We start from the raw sequence: 25,142 nt of genomic DNA on the forward strand, positions 1-25,142 counted from the left end.
TAAAACACGTTGGTATAATTAAACAAATTGGGCTTTGTAGTCCATTAACTTGTTCTATTTTGTGTCTTTTAGGCGCGCAAATGATAGCTCAATTCCGTTTCAGTGAAAACTTTTCAGCACACTTCGTTTACATTTTTGCAAGGTAGTTAACATGTCTACTCGCTCTCGTAGCACTTCGCGCTCTAATGGGGCCTCTCGTCAAGGCGGTCAATTTAAACGGGGCAGCCAAGCCACCACGCGTCAAAATCACAAGGGTAATGAGCGTCGTTCTTCTGCTGCCAATAAAGCAAATTCATCCAGTAAACAGCGCTACAAGCGTAAACCGAGCAGTGACAAACCGAAGATCGCACCAGAAGACCGAAAGGTGATTCTGTTTAACAAACCGTTCGATACTTTGAGCCAATTTACTGATGGTGAGGGCCGTAAGACCTTAGCCGATTTTATCCCGGTTAAAGATGTGTATGCAGCGGGTCGGTTAGACCGAGACAGTGAGGGGCTGATGGTGCTGACCAATGACGGTATCTATCAAGCGAAACTGACTCAACCTAACTCTAAATCGCCAAAAACCTATTGGGTACAAGTCGAAGGCGCTCCAACAGAGAACGATTTAGATAAATTGAGAAAAGGAGTGGAGCTAAAAGATGGTATGACTCTGCCAGCGAAAGTGGAAATCATGCCAGAACCTAGCGTATGGGAACGAAACCCGCCCGTCCGTTTCAGAGCAGCCATTCCGACTACATGGCTCTCGATTACAATCATTGAAGGCCGTAACCGTCAGGTACGCCGTATGACAGCTAATATAGGTTTCCCTACCCTACGACTTATTCGCTACTCAATGGGCGGAATGAACTTAGGTGATTTACAACCGGGAGAGTGGAAAGAGATTTAAACCTAGATCTGGTTCTAGGAGCTAAAAAGGAATATGAACAAGCGAGGAGTCCAAATACAGGTTGAACTCCTCGCCATAAAAATCTTTATCTTACTTTTGGTCAACTAACCATTTTTGGAAAGCTTTACGCTCTTCTTCGTTTGCTCTTGAATACCAAAGCTTAAGTTGAAGCGTATTTTCAGACTCTTGAACAGTGCTGTCTGGGGCTACTGTAGAACCGACTACTGCACCTGTTTGTACTGCCGCTAACTCTTCTTTGAGTGATCGAATTTTTCCAGAATCAAATACTAAACCATGCTCTTGGTTATATACCTTAACTAACTCTGGAATATCACCATAAGGCAATGCACCTTTTGCAGGCGGTAAAATCTCTTGCATCGCTTCGACTTCATCACCGTTTACCGTCACTTCAAATAATGGCTGCTCTTTGTCCACCCAACTAGACACTTGGCCATATTTTCGGCTTTTTAGGTCAATCTCGACATCACTGTCTTTTGGTACATCAACAATGACAATATAAGGAACCGTGCTTAAGAACTCTCGTTTACCTCGCTCGCTTAGATACCCGGTATAATCGAGTACAAGTTGGTTCTCTCCCGGCTCTAAAGACACCTGTTCAGCATCTTCAATAACTTCACCGTTGAGTGTATTCAATGTCACACCATTGCCGAATTCAACACCGGCAAAACTATGCGGGGCAGCAGCAAGGCAAACAAGACCCAAAACCCATTTGTTCATGAACGTTTCCTTATCAATAAATGTAAAAAAGCCAGCTTAACGCTGGCTTTTATATATCATACTAAGCTACGACTTAGAAAGTGTAGTAAACACCAGCAGTGATACCGTCAGCATCTAGAGTAGTGTTAGATGCAGATTGCTCGAAGTCAGCTGTTTGGTATTCAGCGAAGAATAGAACGTTGTCACGGAATGCGTAGTCAGCACCAACAACTAGGTTAGTAGAGTCAATGTCAGAGATTGAAGTCACAACACCAGTTGTAGCATTAACTTCTTCATCAGTAGTCGCGATAGAGTAAGTAGTGTAAAGACGTACAGCGTCTAGCTGGTATGCTGCTGCAACACCCATTGTCTCACCGTTACCGTAGTTAGTTGGTAGATCCCAGTAACCGTAACCTTGGTTACCTTCGTACTGTGCGTAAGTAGCAGCTAGGTATAGGCCACCAAACTCAGCAGATGCAGAAACACCTGTTAGTAGGTAATCAACGTTTTCAGTACGCTCACCAGTGATGTAAGAAGCACCTACAGAGAATGCACCGAATGCGTAATCAGCAGAGATACCGTATGTGTTGTCTACATTTTCAGTAGAGTCAGTGTTGATGTCAGCAACAAGAGTTAGACCTTCAAGGAATTGACCTTTGAAAACTGCACCGTGGCCGTTAGATTCTGCGTGGTGACCACCAGTAGAACCCATGTAGTTACCTTCGTTTGTGATGTCATCTTTTTGGATTGCATCAGCAGACTCAGCTAGGTCACCTGTTTCACCGAAAGCCATACCCCAAGTGTCAGTTTTGAAACCAACTAGAACATCATCAAACTTAGCGTTGCCGCCAGAACCGGTTTCGATTTCGAAAGATGCGAATGCTGTAAATTGGTCGTTTAGCTTTTGCTCAGCATCAAGTTGGATTTTCGCCCAAGTTGAAACGTCAGCTTCGTTCTTCTCAACGCCACCACCGATTTGGTCAACTTCTGAAGTTGTTAGGTAGATATCTACCTCGCCTTTTAGGCCAACTTTAGTGTCGTCGTTTGCGTAAATTTCTGCTGCGTTTACTGAAGTTGCTGTTGCTGCGATAGCAAGAGCTAATAGAGTCTTTTTCATAATAAATCCACTGCCTTTTCTAAGAATGGGAGATCCTTGCCCGGTTCCCTTTTTTTGTTTTGTGTTGATGATTACCACTCTTTGTTGGTTAACCACCGCCACTAAATTTCGAGGTCTAGATTGCAAAAGATTATCCTGCGTGTCAAATAAACTAAAAACAAACCTAAAAAAAAGACAAACCAAATAAATTCAATCACTTACAATTTTTTTCATCATTTTACGAGACACTTCTCGGGTCATTTCACCAAAAATATAATAAACCTAAAAAGCCCAACAACAGTTAAAAACACCATTAAAAGACTAAACAACAACCACAATACAGAATTAAACACTCAAAGCGAGCTTTATTTTGATATTTATATTTTGAACAACAAATAAAATCGCTAACTTCATGAAGGTTCAGTTTTTTTTTGTGAACAAGATCTACCTTTGATTCAAAAGCAAGCTATTTCACGGAAAATGAACGGTCTAGTGAAATGTGCTACTATCGCGGCTTCGTTACTTGGGTCACAGTATGCTAACCACTAAAATACAAAATTCTATTCGCACCAGTTATCAAAACCTTCAGTCACAGTTGGACAACTTTGTACCTAGGCGCGCCCAAAACTATCTTGTTGCAGAAATAGCAAAGACACTTTGTGGCCAATACCATAAAAGTAATCGCATGATTGTTGCTGAAGCAGGCACAGGGATTGGTAAATCTCTCTCTTATTTAATGGCGACGATCCCTGTTGCGGTTCTCAACAACCGAAAAATCGTCATATCAACAGCAACGGTTGCCCTACAAGAGCAGCTCGTCAACAAAGACCTGCCTCTATATAGAAGACTGACTGATAGAGAGTTCTCTTTTATATTGGCAAAAGGCAGACAACGATACTGCTGCGCAGAAAAGCTTGCTGTGGCATGTGGTGCCGATGGCGGCCAAATGGCGATGTTTGAGTCAAAGCCTAAAAAGAAAGACATTGAACAGCTTGAAACCATGTACCGCAGCCTTGCACAAGGTAAATGGGACGGCGACAGAGACTCGTGGCCAAAACCTATTGACGATATGATTTGGCAAATGATTGTTAGCGATAAGCACAGCTGTAATAACAGTATGCCAGCACATAGAGACTGTCCGTTCCAAAAGGCGCGCTCTGAGCTAGACAAGGCCGATGTAATCATCGCAAATCATAGTTTAGTTATGGCCGATGCTGATTTAGGTGGTGGTGTCATCTTGCCTGAACCGGAAAACTGCATCTATGTGTTTGACGAAGCGCATCATCTACCTCATGTGGCACGAGACCACTCTTCGGCTGCAGCAAGCTTAAAAGGTGCGGCTTCGTGGTTAGAGCGTTTAAATCAATCAATCACTAAGCTTTCTGGCCTAGCTGAAGAGAAACGTGTCTACCGGTTTAGAAATGAGCTACAAGATTCTGTTCAACAGCTTATTCCGAGTCTGACTCAGTTAAGCAAGCGTTTTAATGCCAGCCAGTTCGAAGATGGCTTATATAGATTTGAACACGGCGATCTTCCTGAGTGGCTAGAAAGCGAATCGAAAGACCTAAAGCAGTTGAGTCAAAAGGCCAGCCAAGCGGTCGCAAAAATCGCAGACCTTATCGCTGAGCGCGTCAAAGAGGGTGAGCTTTCAACCAAACTTGCTGAACCTGCCTTGGCAGAAATCGGCTTCTATATACAAAGAACTGAGAACCTTGCGCAAGTTTGGCGTCTGATGGCTGAACCTAAACGTGATAAAGGAGCTCCGTTAGCCCGATGGTTAGAGCTCAACAAAGAGAGTGAAGGCGACTTCATTGTTAATGTCTCTCCGCTAGAGGTTGGCTGGCAGCTAGATCAGCAAATCTGGAGCCGCTGCGTTGGTGCTGTATTAGTGTCTGCAACGATGCGAGCCCTGAACTCCTTTAGCTTCTTCTGTCATCAAGCTGGTATTAGCCAAAAACCAGAAGACGGCGTTCAGTTTCTCGCGTTAGCCTCGCCGTTTGATTACCAAAATCAAGCGGAGTTAATTGTACCTGCAATGAAGTACGAACCTCAGGCACCGCAGTTTACAGAATATCTTATCGAAATTTTGCCTAAGGTAATTGAAGACAACAAAGCCAACCTCGTTTTATTCTCTTCCTATTGGCAAATGAATCAGGTTGCAGAAGGCTTGGCGACCGATTTCGTTAAAAAGGGCTGGGCGTTACAAGTTCAAGGCGACACATCGCGCTCAGAAATCCTAAAAAAACATAAAAACCTTATAGAAAAAGGCAAAACCAGCGTTCTTTTCGGCACTGGTAGCTTTTCTGAGGGTTTGGATTTACCGGGTGAACTACTAGAGAATTTGGTGATCACCAAAATACCATTCGGCGTACCTACCTCTCCGGTCGAACAAGCGCACTCTGAATACATAGAGTCAAAAGGTGGGAATCCGTTTATGCAAATCACGGTTCCAGAGGCGAGTAAAAAGTTGATTCAATCTGTTGGACGACTACTGCGTAAGGAAAGAGATTCTGGTAAAGTCACGATCCTTGATCGACGCATAGTCACAAAGCGTTACGGCAAGTCTTTATTAGACTCCTTACCGCCTTTTAAACGTACGATAAAATACTAATGATTGGGAACGCATAAGCCGTTCCTGAACATACCCATTTAATGTTCGGTCACGAGCAAATTTCAAAGCGACACTGCTGATACAGCATATAACGAGAATAATAGCTATTTATGGAAATGATTGAACCAACCATGTTGGTCATACTTGCTCTGGTTGCCTTTGCAGCTGGTTTTATTGATGCTGTTGCCGGCGGCGGCGGCATGCTTACCGTACCTGCTCTGCTGTCTCTTGGTTTGCCTCCACACATTGCATTGGGAACCAACAAACTCGCTGCAACATTTGCTTCATCAACCGCCGCTTTTACTTACTATAAAAAGAAGCTGTTTAAGCCAGAATGTTGGATAAATGCATTTATAGCGACTTTGATCGGCGCAACCATAGGTACGCTAACCGTCGATGCCATTAGCACTCAATGGCTAGAGAAAGTCTTACCACTGATTATTCTCGCTGCAGCGATCTACACGATTTTTCATAAGACACCGAATGCCAATCACAACGTGTCACCAAAACCTTGCCCTGTGCTTAAGAAAAAACAAAAGTACCAAGGTTTTGTTCTTGGCTTTTATGATGGCGTTGCAGGCCCAGGTACTGGCGCGTTTTGGACAGTTAGCTCTATGGCGCTGTATCGCCTAAACATCTTACTCGCGTCTGGTTTATCCAAAGCGATGAATTTCACCAGTAATTTCACCTCGCTTGTCACCTTTGCGATTCTTGGTCATATCGATTGGGTACTGGGTTTAACTATGGGTGTTTGCTTAATGGCTGGTGCATTCGTTGGGGCGCACTCGGCGATTCGTTTCGGCGCTAAGTTTATTCGCCCCGTGTTTGTTACTGTTGTGAGCGTTCTCGCCATTAAACTCGCTTATGAAGCTTGGTTTGTAAACCTTTAACTGAGCGAACGTTTGGCTATGTCTCGATTTAATCAACTCGCGAAGATACTTGAAACCCTCATTGGTCACTGTCAACAAGTCGATGGTGCTCGTGGGGCTTATCACCAGCCTCTGTTTGATAGCACGCTATTTAAGTCTCGTGCTAAGGTGCTTATGCCTTATGCGTTAGAGACACAATCAAATTACAAGCGAATACTGTCTGAATTAGCCAATGGGCAACTTTCTGCGGCAAGAGCAAGCCACTTAACTGAAAAGCTCACAAACCAAATAGCAGCAATCCAGAGGGAGCTTGCCAACTACGACCTGCGTGACGACCGCCAGTTAAATCAGACCAGTTCGACCAATCAGCTTTACAATGCCCTATCCCAACATCAGGATTGGCAACGGCGTTTATCCTCTCTTGTTCAGCAAAAACGAACAGCGTTGGATTCCGCACCTGCTTATCAAAAAGAGCAAGCAGAAAAGGCGTGGCAACTTACGACCGAACGACTCGAACGCTGTGAAGAGTCGATGAAAAAAATTCAAAGACAGTTAGACCTAGAGGTTCCAAATAGAGATGAGCACTGAACAAGCACCATCACCATTAGATAATGCCCCAGATGAGATCAAGCTGGCTGTTGACCTTATCTACCTTTTTGAAAGCAACGAAATTGACCCAAAAATCGCGTTAGAAGCGATCAAAATCGTTGAAAAAGACCTTCAAGCTAAATTAGCACCTAGCACCTAGCACCTAGCACGAATATAACAGGATACACATGTACCAACTTAACTTCTCTATGGCCGAGTTTGTAGAACAATACTGGCATAAGCAACCAACCATCATCAAAGGTGGATTCAAAGATTTCATTGACCCAATCAGCCCAGAAGAACTTGCCGGGCTTTCAATGGAAGAAGAGGTCGACTCTCGCTTTGTTTCTAACCTTGATAACAAATGGTCTGCTGAGCACGGTCCATTTACAGAAGAGAAGTTTGGACAGCTCCCGCAAAGCCACTGGCAATTGATTGTTCAAGCCGCAAACCACTGGCATCAAGGTGCAGCTCAATTAGCGGAATCTTTCCAACAGCTTCCAAACTGGTTATTTGATGATCTGATGATTTGTTACTCAGCAGAAAATGGTGGTGTTGGCCCTCATATCGACCAATACGATGTATTCATCATCCAAGGCCAAGGTAAGCGTCAATGGAAAGTGGGTGCTAAAGATGAAGGTCAATACAAAGAGACCGTACAAGCGTCAGCTTTACGCCAAATTGAAGGCTTCGAACCAATCATTGACCAGATTCTTGAGCCGGGTGATATTCTTTACATCCCACCAGGGTTTCCACATGAAGGTACAACGCTAGAACCATCTATGAGCTACTCAATCGGTTATCGCTCACCTAAAGAGCAAGAACTGATCAGTAATTTTGCTGACTTTGTTCTAGCACACGACATGGGTGATACCCACTTACATGATCCTGAGTTCAAAACACAAGGCAACTTTGGTCAAATTCGTCAATCTGACCTAGCAAGCCTGACTAAAATGCTGCATTCAGCGCTAGAGCAACCGAACACAGTGAGTGACTTTATGGGTTGTCTACTGAGCCAGTCACGCCACCAGCTTGATATAGTTGCTCCTGAACCACTGTGGAATGCGGAAGAAGTGTCTAACCACCTTGCGTCACAGGGTGAGATTTACAAAGTGTCAGGCCTTAAAGCCCTATACCACGAAGTAGAAGCGAATGTTGCTTACATTAACGGCGAAGTCATTAGAGTCGAAGAGAATGACAGCGCACTACTGACCTCATTGTGTAATGAACCAGTGATCACATCAGAACAAACGGTAAGCCCGTCTGGCATTGCGCTTATTACCGACCTCGTCAACAAAGGCTATTGGTTTATCGAAGAGTAATTCGAATTCTGAGCAAACGAAAAGGGACACGTTGATGCGTGTCCCTTTGTTGTTTTTAAAGCGCAAAAAGTCTTTAAACCTTAAATTGATTAACTAGCGCTTGCTGCTGCTGAGATAAGGTATCAATTTGGTTTCCTTGCTCTTCAGATTTCGAGGCCTGCTCTAGAATTTGCGCACTTAAATCGCGAATATTGACCACACTCTGATTAACCTCACCCGATACCGACTGTTGCTCTTCTGCCGCTCGCACGATCTGATTGTTCATATCGCTGATCGCTTCAATTGAAGTAAAGATCGAACCAAGATCTTCTACCGCATTCTGTACATGTAAGGCGGTGTCATTGGCTAGAATATTACCTTCTTGAATCGCTTCTACCACATCCTGAGTGCCCGCTTGAACCTTATCAATGACTTGGCGAATTTCTCCTACCGACGCCTGAGTGCGACTTGCTAGATTTCTCACCTCATCAGCAACTACAGCAAAGCCTCTACCCTGCTCACCCGCACGAGCCGCTTCAATCGCTGCGTTTAGAGCCAGCAAGTTGGTTTGCTCTGAGATACCTTCGATAACACCAAGAATGTCGGTAATGTTAGCGTTGTTCTTCGCAAGATCTTCGACAATAGGTACTGCGCTCGACATACGCTCCACCAGCTTCCTCATTTCTCCAGCTGACAGCTCGATTACTTGCTGTCCTTGCTTAGCAGAAGAGTTAGCTTCACTTGCAGCGCCAACAGCTACCTCAGCATTTTGAACAACTAGGCTTGCAGTCTGCGTCATCTCTTCTGCTGCTGTCGCCACTAAGTCGACTTCTTTAAACTGCGATTCACTGCTTTGACGAGTGCTAGACGCTGAAGCCTTCGCTGCGCTTGTGGTGTTCGCAACCTGCTCTGAGGTCGCAATTACCTCTTTAATCGTCGGTTGAAGCTTATCTAAGAATCGATTAAACCCTTGTGCAAGTTGACCAACTTCATCTTGAGATTTAACCTCAAGTCGCTGCGTTAAATCGCCCTCACCAGATGCGATGTCGTCCAACCTTTCAACGACTTGACGAATCGGTTTCACAATAGAGAGTGAGGCAAACGCGATGATACCCAAGCCCAACACAATAAACAGACCACCCGCTAGTAGCTCTGTCTTAATGCTTTCACTCAACTTTTCACTAATGATGGCATCAAGTAGGTTGGCATCCGCCACTACGCTCTGCTTAGGGATCTCCAACAACACACCCCAAGTTTGGTTAGCCGCCATAACCGGGGCAAATGCGAGTAACCACTCACCGTTTTCGCTCCATTGAGTCATGGTCTCACCGCCAAACATAAAGTCTGTCAGTTGGTCGCTGCTGGTATTGCTGCTAGCAAATTGAGAACCTGTCGTGACTGAGGCGTCATCCGCTGCAATCACAGAGCCGTCTAAACTAACCACATAGATTGCGCCATTACCATTAAACAACTCAGCGTCAGACTCTGCGACGATGTCAGTCAGTCCATCGAGTCGAAGGTCGATACCCAAAAAGCCGATTGGCGTATCATCAATAAGAATGGGGACAGAGATCGATGAAGTTAGTAGTGATTGACCACCGCTAGTCACGACCTTAGGTGTGCTGATACATGTTTGACCGCTCGATAACGGGCAATAGAAACGCTCACTGTTTGAGTTATCGTTGAGGAGTTGCTCAGAAAGAACATTCGACAGTACGTTCTCTCCATTGTCTGCCACTTTCCAATAAGGGGCAAAACGACCCACTTCGTTAGAGCCCACATAGTCGGCGTCCACATAGTTACCATCTTCGCCATCGAGCATTTCAGGGCGAAATACCAAATAAGCACCGAGAATTGAATCAAAGTCTAAAACTGAACGACGAATCATCTCGTCTAATGCAGTTCGCAGCTCTTCGCTTGGCGTAAAATTCTCTTCAGCATTAGTCTTTAAAAACTTAGCACTCGCCGCTAGCATCTCTGCACGATAGATTGCTTCATCTACATAACGTTGGGTTTCTTGTGCATTTAACTGCGAAACAGACGCCAATAGCTGTTCCGTTTTGTTAATAACAGAATCTGAGCTTTGAGACTTGATCACCTGCTGATTACTTGAAGCGTTGTAGATCGAGAAACCAATAAGAGAAAGTGAAGTGATGAGTAAACAACACCCTGCTAGGAGGGTGATTTTCCACTGTACTGAAAGTGAGCGCATTGAATATCCTTATTTAAGCCAAAAGACTTCCGTGGACCTAAAAACATACCGATAGCAAAAATGCAATTCTACTTATGTCTTTTAGACGAATAGCTTAGCCGACAATTACAGCACAAATCGGTCACATATAAAACGAAAGTTTATATAAATGTTAATAAAACGTATCTTTCTATTTTTACACATTGATTTTCAATCGCTTTCGGTGTTGTCACGTCTAGTTAAGTTATTGAAGCTAAGGTGCTCAACTAACGATATTCGCTACTTAAATAGATGTTTTAACTCACACTATTAATCGAAGTTTCGCTTTGTCAAAGAGACATATCAATGAAGCTCACTGCCACATTTCACATCTTTAAAGGTAGAAACTTCGGATTACTTTTTCTCATCTACATTATAGATTTTTATCTTGTTCAACTTCACATTTTTTGATTGCTAATTCGGCAATCAAACTCTAATATCTCGCGCCTAGATTCCCTAATTGCTTTATTTAGTTGGCTCTCCTTAGTGGAGCGCTAAGGCTTTTTACGTTTTTAATTTTTGGAGAGATACGCAAATGTCCGCCTCGTTTCCATTAGCGAAACTTACCTTTTTAATCGCTATTCTGACAGCCGTAGGTCAAATGACTCAAACGATGTACGTGCCTTCTATTGGTCATATGGCAGGTGAGTTCTTGGTTTCTGCGTCGTCACTTCAAGCTGTGATGGCGTGTTACCTGATCCCTTATGGTTTGTCGCAATTTGTTTACGGCCCGCTTTCTGATCGCCTCGGTCGTAAACCGATCATCGTCGGAGGTTTGATCATCTACATCCTTGGTACCTTGGTCGCCCTGTTCGCTCATGAATATGAATGGTTCTTGGCAGGTAGCTTTATTCAAGGACTGGGCATCGGTTGTGGTGGTGCGATGTCTCGTACATTGACTCGCGACTGTTTTGAAGGTGCTGAACTACACCGTGCGAACAGCTTAATCAGCATGTGTGTGATCTTCTCACCATTGATGGCACCAGTATTAGGCGGTTACCTAACAGAAGCGTTCGGCTGGCGTTCTAGCTACTTGTTTCTCGCGTTGTTTGGTATCGCTGTTGTGATCACCATGATGACGAGCATGATGGAAACTCTGCCAAAAGAGCGACGTAAAAATGAATCGGTCATCAACAGCTACAAGTTTGTTCTGTCTGACAAACGCTTCCAAGGCTTCTTGTTGGTACTGGTGGCAACATTTGCGGGCGTGGCCGTGTTCGAGGCAGCAGCTGGCGTATTGCTTGGCGGTGTGCTTGGCTTACCTGCAACAACCGTGAGTTTACTGTTTGTGCTGCCTATTCCGGGTTACTTAGTGGGTGCAGGCCTATCGAGTTACATCGCACAACGTCGCTCTGAGCGCCGTGCACTGAATGTTGGTTTAGTGTCGATCTTGGTTGGCTCAGCTGTCGTGCTTATCCCGGGTCTGTTTGGTCAAACTACAGCATTAACTTTGATTGGCGGTGCAACCATTTACTTCTTGGGCGCGGGTATCTTATTCCCAGCAGCAACAACAGGGGCACTGTCGCCATTCCCATACCACGCTGGAACGGGTGGCGCGATCTTAGGGGGCATGCAGAACCTAGGTGCTGGCATTGCAACACTGCTAGCATCGTTCTTCCCAGCTCAAGACCAACTGCCACTGGGTTGCTTGATGATTACCATGTCACTTATCGCCATGCTTGGTTTACGTTGGGTTAATCGTAAGCCTGACCACTCAAACGAAATGCCATTGGCTATCTAAAGTAGAACCCAAATCTTGCCTCACAAACAGAGGGACATGCTGAAAGGCGTGTCCCTTTTTTATTGCCCGTTTACCCTCGCCTAGTACCTAGCACCAATTTCAACAAACATTACTTTGATTTTTTGAAAACAATAACAGACACTTACGTTTAAGGTGCATATCCAGAATCCAATTATAAATAACATCACTGGAAGGAAACTAAGTTACCTATACTCCAATAACAAAGGATGCTGGCATTAAAACGAGTAAGATGCACACTAAGGATGTAAAGATGCGTTTCGCTTTAACCACATTGGCCGTATCGATGACGCTTGTCGCCGGATGCAGCAATCAAGGAATCACAACCATGAACCACTACTCTCCATCGCAACTCGCCGCTCAAAAAACCCAAGCTCCCGTTGCTAAGAAAGTCCCTCATTCAATGACGACTCATGGTGACACACGAATTGATGATTACTATTGGATGCGTGATGATGAACGCCAAGACCCAGAGATCTTGCAGCACCTCGAGCAAGAGAACCAGTATGCAGAGACTGTACTAAAACACACAGAAGCATCCCAAGAGCAACTATTCGAAGAGATCAAAGGCCGAATCGCGAAAGACGACAATTCGGTACCGGTTCGTAAAGGCAGCTATTACTACTCAAATGAAGTGACAGGTGACAACGAATACCCAGTTCATTTGCGCGAAAAACACTTTTTAGGAACAGACAAACAAGTCATTTTAGATGTTAACGCACTGGCTAAAGAACATGAATTCTTCAGCATTGGTAACCTAACAATCAGTCCAAATGAAAACTTGTTGGCCTATGGTGAAGATACACTGAGCCGCCGTATTTACACGATTAAGATTAAAGACCTGACAACAGGTGAATACCTAAACGATAAAATTGAAGGCGCCTCGAGCGCTATTGCATGGCAAAACGACAACCAAGCCTTCTACTACATCAAGAAAGACCCACAAACTTTACTCGGCTATCAAGTTTACCGCCACGTATTGGGCACACCTCAAACAAGCGATGAGCTGATCTACGAAGAAGCTGACAGTGCTTACTACACCAGCATCAGTAAGAGTAAAGATGGCGAGCAGGTATACATTTGGCACTCGAGTACTGAAACCAGTGGTGTTTCAATTATTGATGCCAACAATCCAAATGCAAAAGCAGAAGCCTTCTACCCAAGAGAAACGGGTATTGAGTACAGCATCGCCAAGCTAGAGGATTGGTATTACATCTACACCAACTACCAAGCGGTCAACTTCCGTTTGATGAAAACAACGGCTGAAGAGATGCATGACCGCTCAAAATGGGTCGATGTCATTCCAGCTGACGACAACGTACAGCTTGTCGATTTTGAGCTATTTAATGATCATCTGGTTTACGAGCAGCGTTCAAATGGCTTGTCTACGGTGAAAGTGCGTCAACTCTCTACAGGCAAAGAGTTTCCACTTGAGTTCAACGACACTGCCTTTGCTGCCTACCTAACAAGTAACTATGAGTTAGATAACTCTAAGGTGCGAGTCTATTACAGCAGCCTAACGACTCCTGGCACTTACTATGATTTTGACCTTAATACAGGTGAGGCCGAAATCATGAAGCAAACGCCGGTATTAGGTGATTTCAATGCGGAAAATTATCAATCAGAGCGAATCATGATTACGGCTCGCGATGGTAAGCAAGTACCCGTCTCTTTGGTTTATCGCAAAGATCTATTCAAGAAAGACGGCACGAACCCTATCTACCAATATGGTTACGGATCTTACGGCTCAACCATAGAGCCAACCTTCAGCTCAGTTCGCCTTAGCCTGCTTGATCGAGGCTTCGTTTATGCTATTGCCCATATTCGTGGCTCAGAGATGCTAGGACGCCCTTGGTATGACGATGGCAAAAAGCTGACTAAACAAAACACGTTCAATGACTTCATCGATGTCACCAAAGGCCTAGTTGAAGAAGGCTACGGGGCTGAAGATAAAGTATTTGCAGTAGGCGGTTCGGCTGGCGGTCTTTTGATGGGAGCAATCATCAACCAAGCTCCTGAGTTGTATCGAGGCATTGGCGCTCATGTTCCATTTGTTGATGTAGTAACAACCATGCTTGATGAGTCGATTCCTCTTACAACTAACGAGTACGACGAATGGGGTAACCCCAACAATAAAACCTACTACGATTACATGTTGAGTTACTCGCCATACGACAACGTCAAAGCTCAAAGCTACCCGAATATGTTGGTGACAACAGGCTTACATGACTCACAAGTACAGTACTTTGAACCTATGAAATGGGTAGCGAAACTGCGTGAGATGAAAACAGACAACAACGTACTTGTGTTCAAAACCGACATGGAAGCAGGTCATGGTGGTGCATCAGGTCGATTTAAGCGACTAAAAGAAGAGGCACTAGAATACGCGTTCTTCTTAGATTTGCTCAAGACTCAATAAATTCAATACAAGTATTCACGTCGTTTTATGTCGCCACTTTGTCTCTACAAATGGCGACATACATTATTAAGCATGGTTAAATACGATTAACTATGAAACTCACCAAATCAAATAGTCTTTGCTGCACTGTAGGCAAAGGTTTACGAGAGGTATAAAAATCAATGAAAGTAATTAGCTTCAACATCAATGGCCTAAGAGCTCGCCTTCACCAACTGCAAGCGGTTATCGACAAACATCAACCTGACGTGATTGGTTTACAAGAGATCAAAGTGCACGACGAGGCATTCCCAATTGCTGATGTTGAAGCAATGGGCTACAAGGTTTACTTCCACGGCCAAAAAGCGCACTACGGTGTTGCGATGCTGTGTAAGCAAGAGCCTATCTCTGTTCAGAAGGGTTTCCCAACAGACAATGAAGACCATCAAAAACGTATGATCATGGCGACGTTTGAAGATGAGAATGGCGAAAAGACAACCGTGCTTAATGGCTACTTCCCGCAAGGGGACAACATCAAACATGAAACCAAATATCCATATAAGCGTGAATTCTACAAAGACTTGATGACCTACCTAAACGACTATCACAACAAAGATGAGCAAATCATCGTGATGGGCGACATCAATATCAGCCCTATCGACGCAGACATCGGTATCGGCGAGCCGAATGCAAAACGTTGGCTGAAAACAGGTAAATGTTCGTTCCAACCAGAAGAGCGTGAATGGCTAAAAAAATTGATGGATTGGGGCTTCGTAGATACCTTCCGCCAACTACACCCAGAAGTCACTGATCAATTCTCGTGGTTTGATTACCGCTCTAAAGGCTTTGTAGACAACCGTGGTCTTCGCATTGATGTGGTACTCGCAACTCAAAAACTTGCTGATAAGTGTACGGAAGCAGGCATCGATTACGAACTACGCGGCATAGAGAAGCCATCGGACCACGCACCAATTTGGTCAACATTTAAGTAAGATAGTCCTATAAATCCGCATAAGTTTTATTTGGCTTATGCGGATTTTTGTACTTTACTTCAAGTCATAATTAAAACATCAAATTCAACCTCGTTCATTGGCACAACCGTTGTAATAGCGATTAACCATAGTCAGGGAGAGTTGAAATGGATGTGAAGCCTTGGAGCAGCATCAACCCCATCAGCTTGAAAAACTTGTTACCGATGACTGTCGTCAGCGGGGCGATCAGTGTGCTAATGCTCGTGGTTCCCTTATTCAGTCTTCAAGTTTTTGATCGCGTATTATCAAGCCAAAGTCTCGACACACTCTTATTACTCGCAGGCATTGCAGTCTTCCTACTGACAACACAAGCCTTGCTTGACGCCTCGCGCGCAAAGTATGCGCAAAAAAAAGCAGTACAATTTGAGTTCTTCGCCTCAAAACAGCTATTTGAACAGTGCACGCTCTCTCCGAGTATCAAAGAGAAAAATCTATTTAACGACATCCACGAGGTGAAAAGTCTTTTGGCCTCACCTTCTTACTTTGTGATGTTCGATCTTCCATTCACACCGATTTTTATCATCATTATGTTCGCCATCCATCCAAGCATTGGATTTGTTGGTATGGCTGCTGTGGTGTTTATTCTGCTCACGACGCTTTTCTCCCATTGGCTCAAGTCAAAACACTTTAATGCAACGTACTTAAGTCAGCTTGCTACACAGCGAAAGAACGACGAATGCTTTCAAAAGCACGATACGATTTATAGCCAGCATCAACAACCAGGCCTTACCAACTCTTATCAAGACACAATCGCCGAAAAAAGTTGGGCTCGACACAATTTAGATCAGGCCACCTGCTCTCTTAGTGCTTTCTCCCGTTATTTAAGAATGCTACTGCAGTTGGTGATTATGGCGGTCGGTGCCAGTTTGGTGATTGAGAATGCCATGTCTGCGGGTGGAATGATTGCAGGCTCAATTCTCATGGCGAGAGCCTTACAGCCCATCGAAATGCTCTCTGGAGGTATACAAGCATGGCGCACCGGGCTAGATGCGAACAAAAGACTAAGAAAAGAGTTTTCTTCTCACCGAACTCCGCAAGAGCGTACTGAACTCGAAGAGATCAAGGGCGACCTAACGATAGATAACGTCACTTGGTTTGCTAATGAGCAGAGTAATACCCCGACTCTACAAAACATCAAATTCACCCTTGAGAGCGGTAATCGCGTTGCCCTAATTGGACCAAGTGGCTCAGGGAAATCGACTCTGTGTAAGATGGTCACCAAGATGATTCGCCCAACCAAAGGCGGCGTAACGATAGATGGGCTTAATGTTGAACACTGGAACAGCAACCAATTTAAGCACATCGTTGGCTACCTTCCGCAACATATTGAGTTCCTAACTGGCACAGTAAAACAAAATATCGCCCGTTTCGATGACAACGTCACCGATAGCCAAATCGTCCGTGCAGCAATTCGCGCTGGGGTGCATGATGCAATCACCGCCTTTCCAAATGGCTATGAGACGCAGATAGGCAGCTTTGGGCATCAACTCTCTGGCGGTCAGGCTCAAAAGTTAGCCCTGGCAAGAGCCATCGTCCTATCACCCAAATTATTGATCTTAGATGAACCCGATTCCTACCTCGATCAAGAAGGCGAAGAGTATCTGATCTCTTTGCTCGAACTTGCTAAGAAAGAAGCCATCTCAGTGGTCATGGTGACGCACAACCCAAGCCTTCTTCGTCATGTAGATTGGGTGGTTGAAATAAGAAATGGACAGATATCTCGTGCTGGTGAGGCGGATAAAGTGATACGTTCAATGTTCAACGTTGCCTCTAAGGAGGTATCTAATGGCTAACCTAAATTTTGATGATAAAGGTATTCGTTTTGACGATGGAAGAAAAGTCGTCTTCTCAACCGCTCGAACACAACTCTTCATTTGGACCATTTTAATATTCACCTTAGGCGGTTTCGGCGCTTGGGCGTATCTAGCTCCACTCTCGTCAGCATCGATCGCGCCCGGCGTTGTTATTGTCGAGTCAAAACGTAAGCCAATTCAGCACCTAGAAGGTGGAATAGTTCAACAGGTTCATGTGTCTGATGGTGATTTTGTCCTCAAGGGGCAACCTTTAATCACACTCAAACCAACCAAAGCGCAGGCGTCACTGTTAAGATTACGCGCCCAATGGCAAAGTGATTTAGCACGCCTCAATCGCCTTCAATCCGAGCTCGCAAACCACCCAGAGATCCAATTTGACATGCGACTACTCTCGCTTGGTTCCGATCCTAACGTCGCAAGCTTGCTCAAAACCCAAAGTAATCTATTCGCCAAACGACAATCCTTAAAGTCAGGAGAGTCCGAAGTGCTTGAACAAAAGGTAGAGCAATCAAAACTCGACCTTCAAGGTTTTCAACAGCGTTATTATGCCGGTACTCGCAGCTTGAAATATTTGGAAGAACAAGTGCAGATGCACCAAAAACTGCTGCTTTCGGGTAACACCTCTAAATCACGCTTACTTGATCTGCAACGCGAACGTTCACAACTCCAAGGCGATGTGGCCGATTTGAAAGCAAGAATTGGGCGCTCAAAACGCACTATTGCTGAGGCAAAGCTTGAGCTGATCAATGCCGATTACACTTACGCCAAAACACTCGGCGAAGAGATTCAAGATCTAGAACGTAAACTCAATGAAACTCGTGAAGCCATGGTTAATGCGCAAGACGTCTTAACTCGCGTTGAGATTGTCGCCCCACAAAGTGGCGTGGTGGTTGGGCTTAATATCGTCTCTGAAAATGCCATTGTGCCACCCGGTGAAACCCTGATGGAGCTTGTCCCTCAAGAAGACGAATTAATCGTGGAAGCCTTGGTAAAACCTGAAGACATCGAAGCACTGCGCGTTGGGTTAGACACCCAAGTCAGGCTCACTGCCTACAGCTTTCGAAAAACACCCCCTATCAACGGGAAGTTGATTCATATTTCCGCTGACCGCATTAGCGATCAAGCGACCGGTTCTTCCGCCTATTTAGCTCGTGTCTCATTAAACAAGGCCGAGTTAAAAGCGTTAGAAAGTATCTCGTTGTACCCAGGTATGCCCGCCGAGGTGATGATCCTTTTGGAACAGCAAACACCTCTTGAGTACCTACTCAACCCATTATCAGTGAGTGCCTACAAAGCAATGAGAGAAATTTAAACCCAAGAAAGAAGATAAAGCCAAACCTACTGCGAGGTAGGGACGGAAAGCAACAGATCTCTTTGTGAGATGGCTGTGCTGCCTCTTATATCTACACGATATATTAGAGGAAGATAGCAATGGCTATTCAATTAACAAACGATGTGACAGGGACGTCGGCAGAAGAAACAAATACCAATAAGGTAGCCGTACCTAACCGAGACCAATCCCAAAATGGCGATCCACTCAACATAATTTCGGGGACCGGTAGTGCAGACTCGATACGTGCAGGTAAAGGAGATGATATTGTCGTCGCAGACCTACCTACCGAAAGTGATGACGACTTTATTGCCTCGGGACGCGGTTCAGATATCATTTGGGCGGGAGCCGGTAATGATGTCGTTGAGTCTTGGAACCATTCTATTAAAGCTAAAGATGAAACTGGTGAACTCGCTAACCCTGACGCAGTCAGAGCCAAAGACAAAGCCATTATAGACTGCGTTGACGATGTTATTGTTGGCGGCGCAGGCAATGACTATGTCGAAGGTGGTGGTAACAATGACGCCATTTACGGAGACCATAATGGCCACACCTTCGCTGAGAATCAGAACCTGATTACCAACGGTACATTTAATGTCACGGAAAGCGATGATAAATCCGGAGGCCCGGGTTTGGGAGGTAGCTGGGGAACTTACGCGACAATAGAAGGCTGGGAAGCCGACAATGATAACAACGGTGTCGACGGTTCCCCTGAAGGTTTAATGGAAATTCAATTTGTTCGCGTGGGAGGAGCACCTGCAGGTGAACATCCAGCGGATGAGGGTGATGGCGAAGAAGAATCAACACCTAGCAACGTGCTGGAACTTGATTCACACAATCATGCCGGTATCGGCAGTGACCAAACCAACACTACCGCTTCCACCAGCTTTACTGTCTCGCCTGACCTACTTGGCCGTGGCGGCACCTTCCAACTCACTTTCGATTATGCAAACCGTCACAGAGGCGAGGAAACCAATACCAGCCCATTCCAAGTGCTCATTGATGGCGAAGTGGTCGCAGAATACCAAAACGACGGTACAGATCTCGACCACAAATGGTACGACGCCAAACTCAATCTCGATTTGGAAGCAGGTGAGCACACACTTTCGTTCCGCGCCATTGATACCGAGCAAACTGAAGATACCTATGGTGCCCTTATTGCTAACGTTGAGCTGTATCAGTACCAAGCCAATGACTTCTTAGTCGGTGATGGTACACCAAGAGATACCGATGGTAACTGGGATCAACACTCAGAGGCTGGTGATGATTTGATTCGCGGTGGTAAAGGCGATGACATCATTATTGGTGATAGTTTTAACCCACTCTACTATGATGAAGACCAAGGTGCGTTCTTCCTTGATTTTGATAATACCTACAGCGATGAAGAAGACAATTCAGTAACCCTGAGCTCAGATGATAACCTCTCCGCTTACGGACCTGATGGAGAACCTGCCGATGTATCCGTAACGAATGGAGGAAACGTTAGAGCAGGTGGAACGGGCTATGGTGTCGAAGGCGTACCAGAAAGTGGCGTTAATGCCCAAATCGGCCTCTCTTATGATAACGACGGCGATGTTATCGGTTCTGAAATGCTTTCCGTGTCTCTAGACGAGCACACTATGGCTGCTAAAGTTGGGATATCTAACCTTTACCTCAATGAAGGTGGTAGCGGCATTCACGAGACTGGTCACTGGGCGGCTTATCGCGAAGGGTTGTTGGTTGCAGAAGGTGATTTCACTGCTAACGATTTAGTTCAAGATGATGGTGTAACTTCTAGCACATCCAACAATAATGGCTACTTGATCATTTCACCCATTGATACTGGCTTCAAAGCCTTTGACGAACTGCAATTCACCGCCGTGGGCGAAGTGTTTGACAAGAATGGTAATCAAGTCGCCGATGATTCGAGTGACTTCTATGTGACCTCTGTCGATTCACTTGAACTCTCAGGTGATGGTACTGATTACCTTGTTGGCGGGCACGGCAACGATGTGATCCTTGGCGGTCACAATAGCAACAGCTCCCCAACTCTCAATGAAAACGGTACCTACTCTCTGGCTAACTTCTCAGGCACCTTATCGATTACCCTAGAGAGCTCCGAAGCCGGATTTAACAACTCATATGGCTACTATACCATTGACGATAAAGGCGAAGTTAACATCGACGTCGTTTGGGGCAAAGTACATGACGCACTAGCCGATGCTGAAGATGGCAAACCTAGTTTTGAGTTGTCTATTGGCCACTGTATTGACACCCTTGGCTTCTTCATTATTCCCGATGGTGGAGATAAGGGCGTCACCAAAGACAGTGAGCTGAATTTCAATATCGCAGATCTCGAGAGCAACTCTTCGGTCAACACTACCTCTGATACTAACGCTAACATCACCGTCGTAGCAGGTAACAACTTATTGTCCGTTGTATTTGATTCATTAGGTGACGCCCCAAATCTATACAGCGGAATCCCAGGTGAAGGTAATCAACACTTCAACGACAACCCTGGCGGTAGTGATAGTGACTTTGATGACGTTGTAACCACTGTCGGTCTTGAAGCTGATAAAGAGACCCTGCGCGGTGGTAAAGGCGACGACTGGCTAGATGGCGGTGCTGACAACGACTTCATCCAAGGCGGTAAAGGCGATGATACCGTCATTGGTGGTAGTGGTGATGACATGCTCCGTGGTGGGCAAGGTGATGATATTGTCCTTGGCGGTAGCGGCAACGACACCCTCGGCGGCGGGCATGGTGATGACACCCTCGGTGGCGGCTCAGGAGATGACTTGCTTAAAGGTGGCAAGGGCGATGACACCCTTCTTGGCGGAAGTGGTGAAGATACACTAAAAGGCGGTCAAGGTGATGACGTTCTCAACGGCGGTTCAGGGGACGATTTACTCAAGGGCGGCAAAGGCGATGACATTCTTCTTGGTGGTAGCGGCGAAGACACGCTAAAAGGCGGTCAAGGCGATGATGTGCTAGATGGCGGCGAAGGCAGTGATGTCATCAAAGCCGGTCAAGGTAACGACACTGTTATCTATGATGCCGCAGACTCTGTCATTCATGGTGGCAAAGGGTTTGATGTCTTAATGGCCGATAATCAAGGTCCTGTTGATATCGACATGTCAAAAGGAACATCTATTAACGGTTTTGAAGCTGTGATAGGCAGTGATGACGTCGGTGATAAGGTGACTTTATCTCTAGGTAAAACCTTCAATCAGAACTTTGATCTGGATGGAAACAGATCCAAAAATGGTGATGATTCTGTAGCGTCTGACTTTATGGTAGATAGCAATACAGACCATGTTGCCGAATTTTATGCCATTGGGATTGAAGATATTGATGTGAGTCACCTACAAGGCTTCAGCTATAGAACATCAGATGAAGTCGATTTAGATACCGATATGCTGGATAAACTTGGACTGGACGGCAGCGAAACTATCACTGCTTATAGCTTCACCAAAGGAGACAAAGAAGTTGTTATTTACACAGATGCAAGCTTCGATGGAGACTTCATGCTGGTATAAAAAGTAACTCAAATAAATCACTCCAAAGGGCTTATTAACAATAATAAGCCCTTTTCTTTGCCCTGTAATAGACGAATTTATTTACCCTAGTCGATTAATCCAAAGGCCAAGCCGTCACTCCATCGACACTGACTGACGTTTTAGCAAACTCATCAACACAATAACCTTGGTTTGAACTTGCAAAATAGGTCAACGGCATTGGCGTTAAGCTCAGAGTTGCGACTTGTTGTTTCGCTTTGTCGCTAAAACTAAAGCCCCACATATCTAAGTAGTTTCTCATGTCGCGCTCATTCACATAGCTAAGTGCTATCAACAACCAGTCATCATTGGTGATTTGGTTTGCTTCATCTCTAGAATAGCTATCGAATCCAATCGTCTGTTTATTGGTGTTCCAAAGCTCATCGCTAGATTTAAGGCGATTAAACTCTCGCTCAATCAAATGCAGACGACCAAGCATATGCCAACCGTAATCCAATACGCCCTGCTCTTGTGCCAACATCATCATTTGAATGAAAACACGAGCACCCCAACTCCAGCTTGTTTGGTTTTGCTGAGCCATATAGGTATTTGGGTCTGGTTGATTTCGACTTTGCTGCAAAAGCTCATACTGGCCTTTAAAGTCCAACCCCTGACATGAAGATACTTTTCCTGTATCTCGATAGTATTGTGACTTGCTGTAGTACGAGTAATAGTTGGTCGTAGCGTGACCATCCCAACCGCTGAATCGAAATCGCCCTTTCTCTAACCCATGTCCTAACTCGTGCAAGTCACCATGACCAAGAGGATGAAACGCCCAATACGCATCATATGGGTTGCCTGAACAGCCATAGCCACAGGTCGCTTGATCAGCATTCATGTGTTTGACGATATCTATCATCTCAACTTGCCACCCCTTACTGTCTCCATACCCATGAACTTGCGCTATCTCGTCGATACCCGGGCCTCTAAATCCCGCCAAAGCATGGGGGAAGTTATGCATGTATCGCTCAGTGGCAAGTGCCATATCATGCGGTTGATTCCAGTCACTGGAACCAATTGAGGTTTGCATCTTGTCTAACTTTGAGTGCACCTCAAATCCCGGGGTGATCAATTCAGCCCAATCAAATTTCGCGGCTTCTAGCTCTGCAACAAAACGATCATTATCATCCTCGCTTCGCCATACCGGGTGCTGAGCAACGTTCTCAAACTTCAACTCGACGTTGATATCATTCTTGTCAAAATGAACCTGCAGTGTTCCACCATAGGCAGAGGTCAGAGTGATAGTTTCGCCATGTTCTACAGGATAAGCGACCGATGTGAGGAACTTCGGCCTCGCATAGCCGCCATCTTTAGAAAACTCATGAGTTGCACCACTGCGTAGCGAATTAAATACAATGGAAGTACTTACATCATTGTTATCAACACGTGTCACTTTGATTGTCTGACCCGGTAGCGCATACAAACCCGCCGAGCGGAAGTTGCGTTTTGATTCCAATGTCACCGTTTTATCAGTTAGTTGAACGTCTTCAAAAGTTTTAGTGCTGAAGTTACCCAAGCTTGGCTGTGCGGCATTCAAAGAACGGCTTTGATACTGGACATAATCACTGAAATAGGACTTGAGAAAATCAATTCGCTCAGTGCTGTTCTTGTCCATCGGATAAAGCACGTCTTGTCGATAGCTGTCGGCCAACAGCAACATGAGTTTTTCGTACTCATAATCATCACTCGCAAATAAGTCGACTTTCTGTTTATCTAAATTGGTTAAATGAGAGCGAATCGAGTTTGCTGCTTGATAAAACTCTTCATCCATCAATGATTCATCGCTACAGGACTTATCGTCACATAGACTCAGGTCGACATTAAAGATGTCATCTTTGAGACGTTTCAATAAGGCTTGTTCGGCGAGTACCGATTCTGGAAGCTGATCAAGTAGCTGACTTGGATCCCAATCCGATATCCCAAGTTTACGCCAGTAGTTATCGCCCACGTAGGTAATATGCATCTCTGCGAAAAGAGCATGACCAAGCTCCGTCATTCCTCCGTCCCAATGCAAATATAAGACTGGGATCTGGTGGGTGAATGCGTACTTTAAACCTTCGACCACATCGTTTAGGTTATCACCATCATTCAGTTTCTGAGAAATAATCAAAAGATCAGGTTTATCTTCAAGACACGCTTTTAATTTATCGCCGTCACACGCGTCATCGTCGTTGATCTCTGCGTCAGGATTGATGTTTTTCTTGATCCAGTCACGCGTCGCCTGATCATCGGGAAAATAGTGAGATTGATCGAATTGAGCCAATACGATCTTCTTTGGTTGATCTACCCCACTTGTCCAGCTGATTAAGTTCTTTAACCATGCTTCCATTTCTTCATTAACTGAATCAGAAAAACGTTTCTGAGTTCGAAATGGATTACTTGCCAGTGCCGCATATCGTGTTTGTGAAGGCGTATAGCCTGCTACACCAATCACAAGCTCTTGATCGGCGTAGCCATCTATCATAGCTTTATTGGTTTTAAGAATGGTGTCATTAAAACCGAAGGTCGGTGAGATAATCGCAGTGTCGTGGGTTGGATCCCAATGCAATCGCTGCAACGATGAGCCATCATCGCCCTGCAATAAATGGCTTTTTACTTGATTAAACTGGCGATTTAGATCGCTGACTAAGGTTTCGCTCGCCTCGATAAATTCATTGGCATTTTGAACATGGGCTGCATCGCCGCTTTCTAAGGCTTTTTGAACCGCCGTTTGTGGCTGCGCCGAACTACCAGAATCACCGCCACCACACGCAGACAGCATAGTAAACACAGGCAATGCCATACTTAACATTAATGTGCTTTTTTTCATTGTTTTATGACACTCCCAAAAAATCGAGTTGAGTGTATCTATGGTTAGGCTTAAATCAATTTATAAGACCAATAACCTAACGATATCCTGAATGGAGTTAACGCTTTTGAGATAAACGTGACGGGGACACTGAACAATAAAAAACGGCGCCCGAAAGCGCCGTCTCA

Annotated in this window: 15 protein-coding genes, 1 pseudogene and 1 riboswitch; of the genes and pseudogenes, 12 read left to right on the plus strand and 4 right to left on the minus strand. The window is 45.0% G+C overall.

The genetic code is table 11. The annotated features are described in order from the left end of the window. Positions 1-280 precede the first annotated feature (280 nt). A pseudogene (locus KI655_RS04690) lies at positions 281-889 on the plus strand (pseudouridine synthase); the annotation flags it as partial. Between the two features lie 90 nt (positions 890-979). Here the strand turns inward: KI655_RS04690 and KI655_RS04695 are convergent. Both KI655_RS04695 and KI655_RS04700 read right to left on the minus strand, forming a co-directional pair. Further along, on the minus strand, positions 980-1,627 hold the full coding sequence (locus KI655_RS04695; RefSeq protein WP_285402198.1) for a DUF2057 family protein: 648 nt from the start codon (positions 1,625-1,627) through the stop codon (positions 980-982). 73 nt (positions 1,628-1,700) lie between these two features. Next, positions 1,701-2,723: a porin gene (locus KI655_RS04700; protein ID WP_285402199.1), complete on the minus strand. Its 1,023-nt coding sequence runs from the start codon at positions 2,721-2,723 to the stop codon at positions 1,701-1,703. 514 nt (positions 2,724-3,237) lie between these two features. Between KI655_RS04700 and dinG the strand changes: the two genes are divergently transcribed. The 5 genes from dinG (at position 3,238) to KI655_RS04725 (ending at position 8,092) form a co-directional block, all read left to right on the plus strand. After that, positions 3,238-5,313, plus strand: a complete 2,076-nt coding sequence (gene dinG / locus KI655_RS04705; RefSeq protein ID WP_285402200.1) for an ATP-dependent DNA helicase DinG — start codon at positions 3,238-3,240, stop codon at positions 5,311-5,313. Between the two features lie 110 nt (positions 5,314-5,423). Continuing rightward, on the plus strand, positions 5,424-6,203 hold the full coding sequence (locus KI655_RS04710) for a TSUP family transporter (RefSeq protein ID WP_285402201.1): 780 nt from the start codon (positions 5,424-5,426) through the stop codon (positions 6,201-6,203). Positions 6,204-6,221: 18 nt separating this feature from the next. Then, a complete protein-coding gene (locus KI655_RS04715; protein WP_285402203.1) occupies positions 6,222-6,770 on the plus strand; it encodes a primosomal replication protein in 549 nt (182 codons plus the stop codon). After that, complete coding sequence (gene rsmS, locus KI655_RS04720) at positions 6,760-6,930, plus strand: pleiotropic regulatory protein RsmS (protein ID WP_285402205.1); 171 nt, start codon at positions 6,760-6,762, stop codon at positions 6,928-6,930. The genes KI655_RS04715 and rsmS overlap by 11 nt, the downstream gene beginning before the upstream one ends. Positions 6,931-6,958: 28 nt before the next feature. Continuing rightward, positions 6,959-8,092 (plus strand): cupin domain-containing protein, encoded by a 1,134-nt coding sequence (locus KI655_RS04725; protein WP_285402208.1) that lies wholly within the window; start codon positions 6,959-6,961, stop codon positions 8,090-8,092. Positions 8,093-8,165: 73 nt separating this feature from the next. On the opposite strand, the gene KI655_RS04730 is transcribed toward KI655_RS04725, so the two are convergent. After that, complete coding sequence (locus tag KI655_RS04730; RefSeq protein ID WP_285402210.1) at positions 8,166-10,283, minus strand: methyl-accepting chemotaxis protein; 2,118 nt, start codon at positions 10,281-10,283, stop codon at positions 8,166-8,168. Positions 10,284-10,836: 553 nt separating this feature from the next. Here KI655_RS04730 and emrD point away from each other — a divergent pair. The 6 genes from emrD to KI655_RS04760 all read left to right on the plus strand — a co-directional run bounded on the left by emrD (position 10,837) and on the right by KI655_RS04760 (position 22,148). Next, positions 10,837-12,042 carry a multidrug efflux MFS transporter EmrD gene (gene emrD / locus KI655_RS04735; RefSeq protein ID WP_285402213.1) on the plus strand — a complete coding sequence of 402 codons (1,206 nt, stop codon included), beginning with the start codon at positions 10,837-10,839 and terminating at the stop codon, positions 12,040-12,042. Between the two features lie 346 nt (positions 12,043-12,388). Continuing rightward, on the plus strand, positions 12,389-14,479 hold the full coding sequence (locus tag KI655_RS04740; protein ID WP_285402474.1) for a S9 family peptidase: 2,091 nt from the start codon (positions 12,389-12,391) through the stop codon (positions 14,477-14,479). A 161-nt stretch (positions 14,480-14,640) separates the two neighbouring features. After that, positions 14,641-15,447: an exodeoxyribonuclease III gene (gene xthA / locus KI655_RS04745; protein ID WP_285402215.1), complete on the plus strand. Its 807-nt coding sequence runs from the start codon at positions 14,641-14,643 to the stop codon at positions 15,445-15,447. A gap of 146 nt (positions 15,448-15,593) precedes the next feature. Next, positions 15,594-17,279, plus strand: coding sequence for a type I secretion system permease/ATPase (locus tag KI655_RS04750; protein ID WP_285402216.1), 1,686 nt, complete (start codon positions 15,594-15,596; stop codon positions 17,277-17,279). Further along, a complete protein-coding gene (locus tag KI655_RS04755; protein WP_285402218.1) occupies positions 17,272-18,612 on the plus strand; it encodes an HlyD family type I secretion periplasmic adaptor subunit in 1,341 nt (446 codons plus the stop codon). Before KI655_RS04750 ends, KI655_RS04755 begins: the two co-directional genes overlap by 8 nt. Before the next feature lie 9 nt (positions 18,613-18,621). Continuing rightward, a riboswitch (cyclic di-GMP riboswitch) is annotated at positions 18,622-18,698 on the plus strand. Positions 18,699-18,731: 33 nt separating this feature from the next. After that, positions 18,732-22,148 (plus strand): calcium-binding protein, encoded by a 3,417-nt coding sequence (locus KI655_RS04760; RefSeq protein ID WP_285402220.1) that lies wholly within the window; start codon positions 18,732-18,734, stop codon positions 22,146-22,148. Between the two features lie 94 nt (positions 22,149-22,242). On the opposite strand, the gene KI655_RS04765 is transcribed toward KI655_RS04760, so the two are convergent. Beyond that, positions 22,243-24,975, minus strand: a complete 2,733-nt coding sequence (locus tag KI655_RS04765; protein ID WP_285402222.1) for an ImpA family metalloprotease — start codon at positions 24,973-24,975, stop codon at positions 22,243-22,245. Positions 24,976-25,142 lie beyond the last annotated feature (167 nt).

This window comes from Vibrio sp. D404a (genome assembly GCF_030248535.1).
Taxonomy (GTDB): domain Bacteria; phylum Pseudomonadota; class Gammaproteobacteria; order Enterobacterales; family Vibrionaceae; genus Vibrio.

Excerpts from the sequence above, each read along its gene's own strand:
- KI655_RS04725 (WP_285402208.1), top strand. The coding sequence starts at position 6,959 with ATGTACCAACTTAACTTCTCTATGGCCGAGTTTGTAGAACAATACTGG.
- KI655_RS04700 (WP_285402199.1), bottom strand. The coding sequence starts at position 2,723 with ATGAAAAAGACTCTATTAGCTCTTGCTATCGCAGCAACAGCAACTTCA.
- KI655_RS04755 (WP_285402218.1), top strand. The coding sequence starts at position 17,272 with ATGGCTAACCTAAATTTTGATGATAAAGGTATTCGTTTTGACGATGGA.
- KI655_RS04715 (WP_285402203.1), top strand. The coding sequence starts at position 6,222 with ATGTCTCGATTTAATCAACTCGCGAAGATACTTGAAACCCTCATTGGT.
- dinG (WP_285402200.1), top strand. The coding sequence starts at position 3,238 with ATGCTAACCACTAAAATACAAAATTCTATTCGCACCAGTTATCAAAAC.
- KI655_RS04740 (WP_285402474.1), top strand. The coding sequence starts at position 12,389 with ATGAACCACTACTCTCCATCGCAACTCGCCGCTCAAAAAACCCAAGCT.
- xthA (WP_285402215.1), top strand. The coding sequence starts at position 14,641 with ATGAAAGTAATTAGCTTCAACATCAATGGCCTAAGAGCTCGCCTTCAC.
- KI655_RS04760 (WP_285402220.1), top strand. The coding sequence starts at position 18,732 with ATGGCTATTCAATTAACAAACGATGTGACAGGGACGTCGGCAGAAGAA.
- emrD (WP_285402213.1), top strand. The coding sequence starts at position 10,837 with ATGTCCGCCTCGTTTCCATTAGCGAAACTTACCTTTTTAATCGCTATT.
- KI655_RS04695 (WP_285402198.1), bottom strand. The coding sequence starts at position 1,627 with ATGAACAAATGGGTTTTGGGTCTTGTTTGCCTTGCTGCTGCCCCGCAT.
- KI655_RS04765 (WP_285402222.1), bottom strand. The coding sequence starts at position 24,975 with ATGAAAAAAAGCACATTAATGTTAAGTATGGCATTGCCTGTGTTTACT.
- KI655_RS04730 (WP_285402210.1), bottom strand. The coding sequence starts at position 10,283 with ATGCGCTCACTTTCAGTACAGTGGAAAATCACCCTCCTAGCAGGGTGT.
- KI655_RS04750 (WP_285402216.1), top strand. The coding sequence starts at position 15,594 with ATGGATGTGAAGCCTTGGAGCAGCATCAACCCCATCAGCTTGAAAAAC.
- rsmS (WP_285402205.1), top strand. The coding sequence starts at position 6,760 with ATGAGCACTGAACAAGCACCATCACCATTAGATAATGCCCCAGATGAG.
- KI655_RS04710 (WP_285402201.1), top strand. The coding sequence starts at position 5,424 with ATGGAAATGATTGAACCAACCATGTTGGTCATACTTGCTCTGGTTGCC.